At 48.0% G+C, this 7384-nt stretch carries 7 protein-coding genes; 4 read left to right on the plus strand and 3 right to left on the minus strand.

Going from position 1 to position 7384, the window contains the following annotated elements:
• Nucleotides 1–588: 588 nt before the first annotated feature.
• Nucleotides 589–2043, minus strand: coding sequence for a cardiolipin synthase (cls, locus tag ACYVR3_RS11680; protein ID WP_461244386.1), 1455 nt, complete (start codon nucleotides 2041–2043; stop codon nucleotides 589–591).
• Nucleotides 2044–2218: 175 nt separating this feature from the next.
• On the opposite strand from cls, the gene ACYVR3_RS11685 reads away from it, so the two are divergent.
• Nucleotides 2219–2362 carry a hypothetical protein gene (locus tag ACYVR3_RS11685; protein ID WP_461244387.1) on the plus strand — a complete coding sequence of 48 codons (144 nt, stop codon included), beginning with the start codon at nucleotides 2219–2221 and terminating at the stop codon, nucleotides 2360–2362.
• Nucleotides 2363–2611: 249 nt separating this feature from the next.
• Here the strand turns inward: ACYVR3_RS11685 and ACYVR3_RS11690 are convergent, their stop codons facing one another.
• Together ACYVR3_RS11690 and scrK are read right to left on the minus strand one after the other, a co-directional pair.
• On the minus strand, nucleotides 2612–3733 hold the full coding sequence (locus ACYVR3_RS11690) for a hypothetical protein (RefSeq protein ID WP_461244388.1): 1122 nt from the start codon (nucleotides 3731–3733) through the stop codon (nucleotides 2612–2614).
• 139 nt (nucleotides 3734–3872) lie between these two features.
• The gene (scrK, locus tag ACYVR3_RS11695; protein ID WP_461244389.1) at nucleotides 3873–4745 is read right to left on the minus strand and encodes a fructokinase ScrK; all 873 of its coding nucleotides are present in this window, start codon (nucleotides 4743–4745) and stop codon (nucleotides 3873–3875) included.
• 498 nt (nucleotides 4746–5243) lie between these two features.
• On the opposite strand from scrK, the gene ACYVR3_RS11700 reads away from it, so the two are divergent.
• From ACYVR3_RS11700 to ACYVR3_RS11710, 3 genes are all read left to right on the plus strand, one after another.
• Nucleotides 5244–6083, plus strand: a complete 840-nt coding sequence (locus ACYVR3_RS11700) for a DNA/RNA non-specific endonuclease (protein ID WP_461244390.1) — start codon at nucleotides 5244–5246, stop codon at nucleotides 6081–6083.
• A gap of 137 nt (nucleotides 6084–6220) precedes the next feature.
• Nucleotides 6221–6769: a hypothetical protein gene (locus ACYVR3_RS11705; protein WP_461244391.1), complete on the plus strand. Its 549-nt coding sequence runs from the start codon at nucleotides 6221–6223 to the stop codon at nucleotides 6767–6769.
• 183 nt (nucleotides 6770–6952) lie between these two features.
• On the plus strand, nucleotides 6953–7384 hold a 432-nt coding region (locus ACYVR3_RS11710), incomplete at its 3' end, for a phage integrase N-terminal SAM-like domain-containing protein (protein WP_461244392.1).

The following is a 7384-nucleotide window of genomic DNA, read 5'->3' on the forward strand; positions in this document are numbered from 1 at the left end:
GTACTTGGTACTTGGTACTTGGTACTTGGTACTTGGTACTTGGTACTTGGTACTTGGTACTTGGTACTTGGTACTTGGTACTTGAAGCTTAACGCATGACTCTTGAAACATAAAACTTGGAACTTGAATCTTGGAACTTAAAACATGGAGCTTATAACCGGCCGCAATTACTAACTAACGCGACCTTTCGTACCTGTAGAAGGTTATGACCAATTTGATTCTAGTGACGCTAAATCTGTTTGATCGTTTTGCTTGGGACTCTGCATATGACGGGAGGGTTACCATCGAACACCGATTCCATCTTCTGTTATTCGACGCCTCATTGAACATGAACATCCGCCAACAACAGTACTGCAAGTGTTACCCATAAACATCAACATCCTACTACCATCCAATTGGTATACAACACTTGACCAATGGACTTCTGTTACTTCACAGCAACGATACTACTATGGTTCTGAATTGGTCTTATCTAACCTTCCATGGATATCATAACCTGTTTTGGAACCGATTACAAGCATTTTGCTTCGAATTTTGTGATTTTTTTAACTTGTTTTATAAACACCGGTATAACAGCGTTTCTAGAATCTATAAAACAGGCGATAACAGGCGTGAAAAACTCTGTTTGAACCGCAACCAACCGGACTGTTGTTCAAACATCTCCACCGTCACTAATTGGCTTTTTAGTTCATCATTTTTAAACAATTCAGCGAGCTCGCCAGCCAACTTCCGATCGTATAAAAAGGCGTTAACTTCGAAATTTAGTTTGAAGCTACGATAATCCAGATTAGCTGACCCTACCGACGCAAATTGGTCATCCACCACCATCGTTTTGGCGTGCATGAAGCCGTTTTGATAGTAGAAAATTTTCGCGCCGAATTTGGCCAACTCGTGCGCATAGTACTGCGTTGCTCGGTAGACGAACGGATGATCCGGCATGCAAGGAATCATGATTCGCACGTCAACGCCCGCCATAATTGCAATTTTAAGGGCGTCCATCACGCTATCGTCTGGGATTAAATACGGAGTCTGCAACCAAACTCGTTTTTTGGCTGTTTGGATCAGTTTGATGTACCCCATTTTGATTTGCTGAAGCTCTGAATCCGGGCCACTCGTCACGATTTGGAGGTTGGTTTCGCCCTTAACGTGGGTCAGTGGGAAGTATTTGGCAACGATTCGGTCCGCTGGTAGTGCCCCCGCATGGGCCGTGGCGTTCCAATCTTGAATAAATCGTCCCTGTAGCCCGAAAACACCAGAGCCCGTCAAACGCAAATGAGTGTCACGCCAGTAGCCAAATTTCGCTTTTCGGCCGAGATACTGGTCACCCACGTTATAGCCGCCGACGTAGCCGATTTTGCCATCAACCACCACGATTTTTCGGTGATTCCGGAAGTTTAACCGGAAGTCCCAGATCATCGCGTGGGCTAGAAACGGCTCTGCGTAACCGCCCGCTTCTTGCAACGGTTTAAAAAACGACCGGTACGTGCCCAACGACCCAAACGGATCATAAATCACCCGAACCTCAACGCCCGATTGTGCTTTTCGAACCAATAAGTCGCGTAGTTCTCGCCCAATTCGATCGTTATAAAACGTATAAAATTCCACGTGCACGCTACTCTTCGCACGCTCAATATCTTCTATCATGTGATGAAATAACTCGTGCCCATCCGCGATGAGTTTAACCCGGTTTTTCCGGGCCAAGAAAGCATCGTTGGCCGTCATAAACATTTGAACCAATTCCTGAACCGAAGTGGATACCTCATCTGCTGGTAGCTGCTCATTCCCTAATGCCTGTCGCTGCTTCGCCAATAGATCCGCCATTTCTAACTGGGTATCGCTTTTAACCTTAAACAGTTTGCCCTGCGGTAATTGCCGCCCCAAAAAGGCGTATAGCACAAACCCAACCACCGGCAACAATAACAGGACCAGCAGCCACGCCCAAATCGCCGCAATATCGCGCCGTTGTCGAAATACCATGATAATGGCAACCACAACGTTGACCAAGTAGATCAACTCGCCAATCATCGTTAACGTAATGACCATCCGTCTCCTCCTATCCACTACATCCTAGAGTTGAGATAGCCGCCAACATCATCTATAATGACGTCAACTACCGTCACAGACGGTCACTTCAGTCATGCGCTAACGACCCGTTAGTTCAACTTATTTTGATTATAACATTCTGGTTTAACGACCACTACCGAAAGAAGGCACGCACATGTTCACCCCACTCATCGGCGGTATCCACGGCTTAGGGACCTTCCGCATTTTTCACTGGTTGTTTCGGGACAACCCGGTTTTAGGGATTGGGTTCCTGTTGGCAATCGTGCTGTATGCGATTTACCGTTATAATAATCGTTGATTTTGATTGAAAAGGCACCGCAACGCTCGAGAAGTTGAGTGTTGTGGTGCCTTTTTGATGTTTGTTTTGCTTTGTGGTTTTGCTTTGTGGTTGATCTAGCGTAACTGCGTTGCTGTCCTCGAGACTAAATGTGCTCCACGAAGCAGAGAGCTATGTGTAAAGGCAACCCGGTAAAACCCCAGGCCCGGGGCTTTCACCGGGTTGCCTTTACACGCCGCTCTCTAACCGCTTCGTTCCACACTCTGCACTCTAATACTTTCCCGCCACCAACACTTCCGGATTATGATTCGTCAGCAAGTAGCCATGACCCGCGCTATCGTAAGCTAGGCCTTCTAACTCACGCTTTGGTGACAAGCCTGACCACTCAAAACTGCCATTCGTCAATGAACCACGACCGTTAAGCCGCTTGGTTGGGAAGCTTGCGATTGAGCCATCCGACACCATGTATAGTCGGTGACGCACTGGATTATAGCCCATACTTTGAATCCGGGTGCCCGGAATATGTCTTAAAATCTGACTCGTTAGCCGGAATTTGACGTGATGCGCACTAATCTTTCCTTTATAGACGTAGCCGCCGATTCCCGGGTTACTCCAGAAGTAGGCGTTACCGGATTTATCAAATGCCAAGGTGTGGCCACCTGGTACCCGCATCCCGCCAGAGGCTAACCGGAACCGGACTGCTCGGTCTGGCCGCAAAGATTTAGAATCAATGTGCTGAATAACGCCCCACATACTCGTTGGTACCCGGGCGCTCTTTTCCGTATCACGCCACATATACAAGGCTTTTGTCTTGTAGTTGTAAGCTAACGACTGCCCGTGACCCGTCGTAAACGTTGGGCCAACCTTAATGGCCTTTTGAATCCGCTTTTGACTTGCTGAATACCGACCATGGTGCTTTACGTAAGCCGACTGCAATACCTTCGGTGACTTGTCCACGCCAAGCTTCGTTAACAACGCCATATCAAACCGGACGATTCGTCCGCGGTTCTTAACGTTGGTTGGACAATACACGATATACATATAATTACTCTTGGAAATGGCGATCGACTGGGGATTCCCCCAGCGTTGACCATTTTTACCAGGGTATGGCAACAGGTATTTGGTCTTAAACGTGACCGCCTTACCCTTGGTTGCCTTAATTTCATGCGTGGCGCTCGTCTTCTTCACGTGCGCGTATGACTTGGGCACTTTAACGTAGTGTACCCGGCTGTTGTTAACCCGGCGCATACTTGACCGGTGCACGATCAGTCCAGATGACGCTTGGTGCACAACGACCCACTTGGCAGCCGCCCCTAACGGCCGAACAAGTGCTAAACCAACTAAAACACTCATGAAACTGACCATTAACCATCTTAATCGTCTCAGTTTCATCACTCCCCTATTCAATTATAACTTCCCTCTCATCATAGAACTTGTTTCACGTGAAACACAACCCGATAGTCGAAAAAAATTCTTCTTTTTCAAACATTTTTTCAATAACCGCGTAGTTACTGATAGTAACCGACTAAAACTACCCTAAAAGTCGTTTTGCGAGTGCAAAATTACCAACCGTTGCCGAGCCATTTTCAGGAACCACTGGCATCGTGAGGTAGTCGGTCAACGCCCCTACTTCAGCATACCCGTTCATTAATTGCGCAAACTGTTCCCGAATCTTTTCCATGAATGGTTCACTGATAACGCCGCCACCAAAAACAATTTTATTGGGCCGTAACATCAGCGTTTCTTGAACCGCCGCCTGTGCAATGTAGTAGGCCATGATATCCCAAACGTGATCACTGAGTGGCACTTCAACACCAGGCTTCCCCAACCGCGCTTCAAACGTTGGCCCCGCAACTAAGCCTTCTAAACAATCGCCGTGATAAGGACAAATCCCCGCAAAGTCTAAGTCATCCGGATGTCGCTTCAAGCGAACGTGTCCCACTTCTGGGTGCCCTAATTCACCCAAAAAGTCACCATTTACAAGTTCGCCAGCCCCAACGCCGGTGCCAATTGTAAAATACACCAGTGACCGTGGCCGCTGCGCTTCTGGTAACGCCACGTATTCACCATACGCCGAACCATTCACATCCGTTGTCCAGTAAATCGGTAGGTTCAATGCCGCCTTCAATGTCCCTAAAAAGTCCGTGTAGGGCCAATTGGGCTTCGGCGTATTCGTTATGTAGCCGTACTGTGGTGCTTGTGACCGAATCTCAATCGGACCAAACGACGCAATGCTTAACGCGTCTAATTCATCCTCAAACTGTTTAAAATACGCCACCGTTTTCGCTAACGTCTCCGCCGGCGTTGTCGTTGGAAACTGTGTCCGGTCTAATACGTGAAACTGTTCATCACCAACGGCACAAACAAACTTCGTCCCGCCGGCTTCAATACTCCCTAATCGCATCTGTCTATTCCTTTCTGAGTTAACTACTATGCATCTTACTGCCGTTTCTATTGTACTGGTTTTTGATGTGTTGAACAGATTTTTCTTACGTTTAGTGTGCGGAGCGAGACGGGTTGAGAGCAGTATGCAAGGTAACACCGGTGAAGGCGCCCGGGCCTGGCGGGTTTACCGGTGTTGCCTTGCATTCAGCTCTCAGTCTCGCGCAGCACGACCCGACGAAGTCTGGAAGCCTATCTGGCTATTCGGCGTGGTGGCCAGAAAGCGCGTGGTTGACAAGTTCCTGTAACTTCAGGAACCCCGGAAGCAACAGCTCAAGTGACGCCGAATTTTGTAGCCTGAGAGCGCTGGTTTTTATGCGGCTTTGCCGAGCGAAGCGATGACAAACAGCCAACACCCAAATCGCACCCAACACTTACGCTGGAAAAATAAAAATCCACTCGCGCGAACATACGTTTCCTGTTAAACTAAATACATCATCATCAACAGGAGGAATTCACCATGCCAAGAAGGCGTCGACGGAAAGGTTCCGTCTTCACGTATCTGGTTGTCTTTGTCGCCATTATTGTCGGGGTCGTTTCGACGACTGGCGATAACGGCAATCAGTCGTCAAACACGACCACAACGAGTAGTAGCCAACCCGCCTGGCGGGAAAAAGCCCAGTCCGTGATTCAGTCGGTTACGGGAAGTTCGGGTACCAAAAACTCAAACAGCACCACCACAGGCAAAACAACTGCCAGCAGTACCAGCCAACTGGCCAACCTCACGTACAAAAATCAGCAAATCGTCAAAGTAAATGGTGATCAGCCAACCTTCACCAAGGCGCAGTTGAGCACCAGCAAAGGCGCCTGGCAGGAATACCACAACCTTGACTCACTCAACCGGGTCACCGGTGCAGACGCCCTACTTGCTAAATCGCTCATGCCATCCGCTGAACGCGAACCGCTCTACGTCTCACCAACCGGCTGGCACAATAAGCGCATCACCTATCAGGGTAAAACCGATTGGCTCTATAATAGAAGTCATTTGATTGGCTACCAGCTTACCGGGCAAAATAACAACCCGAAGAACCTGATGACCGGCACCCGGTCACTCAACGCACCGGGCATGGAAAACTACGAATCCGATGTGGCGAGTTACCTGAAGTCGCACCCTAGCGATTACGTCCGCTATCAGGTCACCCCGGTATTTCGAAATACCGAACTACTCGCCCGTGGCGTTCACATGCAGGCTGAATCCATTGGTAGCCAGCAAATTCGCTTTAACATCTACATCTTCAACGTTCAACCGGGTGCGACGATCGATTACCAAACTGGCCAGTCAACCGTCAGCAACTCCTAACAGCAACTGGCAGACGCCACCTCCCCTACCAAGTTTGATTTATCCCACCACACTCTTAACCGTTTCTTAACACAACGATTAACGTCTTGTTACGTAGTTATGCTATACTTGCCACAAAATCAATGAGGTGATCATTTATGAAGAAAACCCGGACAACGACCTTCCTAGTTAGTCTTGTCGCGGTTCTGGCCATCGTTTTGGCCGGTTGCGGAAACCAAAGCAAATCAAAACAGAACGAACAAGCTAGTTTTAAGAATGAACCTAAGACCACGCAGCACGCTGACGTTAAATCAACGGTGCTTAAGGGCGATGGGTTCTGGTACCTAGCTGGCAAAATCAACCACAACAGTAACTCTGGCGTTGAAGCCGTTGCCTTTGACAAAACCACTGGCAAGGCCACGATGTACAACGTTGATAAGTTCTACAAGTCACTTAGTGCCGCTAAAAAGGCTGGCGCATTGAACAAAGAAGGTACGGTCAACTACACCTTCACCAAGAACAGCAACAACCAGACCGTCATCAAGCTGTCTGGTAAGTTATCCGGTATTCCAATGACTCAAACGGTAACGGTTAAGGCCACTACCAAGGGGACTAACAGCAAGACCAAGCTCCACATGAGCGGTTATAAGGCTGTACGGAACGTCGATTCAGATAAGACGAACGCGGTGTTTGTGGAAACCAATTAATTTCGATTAGGCTTCATAATTATCAGTAAAGTAGCGTCGCAGATTCCTACCACTGGAATCCGCGACGCTATTTTATTACCCTAGCCGAAATCAGAATTTTGACGCTTCTTTCAGCATCACGCGCTTCTCACTAGCATTCGCACCACTAATAAGTTAAAGTAACTTATAAGGAAGTGATTACCTATGGCTCACACCAACCGATATCCCTATCAGGACAGCTTCGAGCAGTACCTCACCATTCAAGAATTGGCACAGGCCACCATTGACGAGTACAGTTCGGTCCTCACCGACCTGTTCCGCTATCTCAGCGACTTCAACACCGGTTATCAACGTGATCACCGGGTCGCAACGCTATTAGACCGCGACGTTGAGCAATATCTCGCGATGCTAGTCAACGAACGACAAGTTACGAACGGGACCTACAACAAGGTGTTATCCCACATTAATATTTATTTCAAATACCTCTTCACACACGATTTGATCCCGCAGTACCCCACCGTGACGTTGAAGGGTAAATCACACGATCAATTACAGACGCCGTCAACTAAATGGATTTACCTACTACCCGATATTTTAGCTAACGAAACGTTAGCCGTTTATACACGGTTGAGTTTA

The sequence above is a fragment of the Secundilactobacillus muriivasis genome (assembly GCF_054785195.1).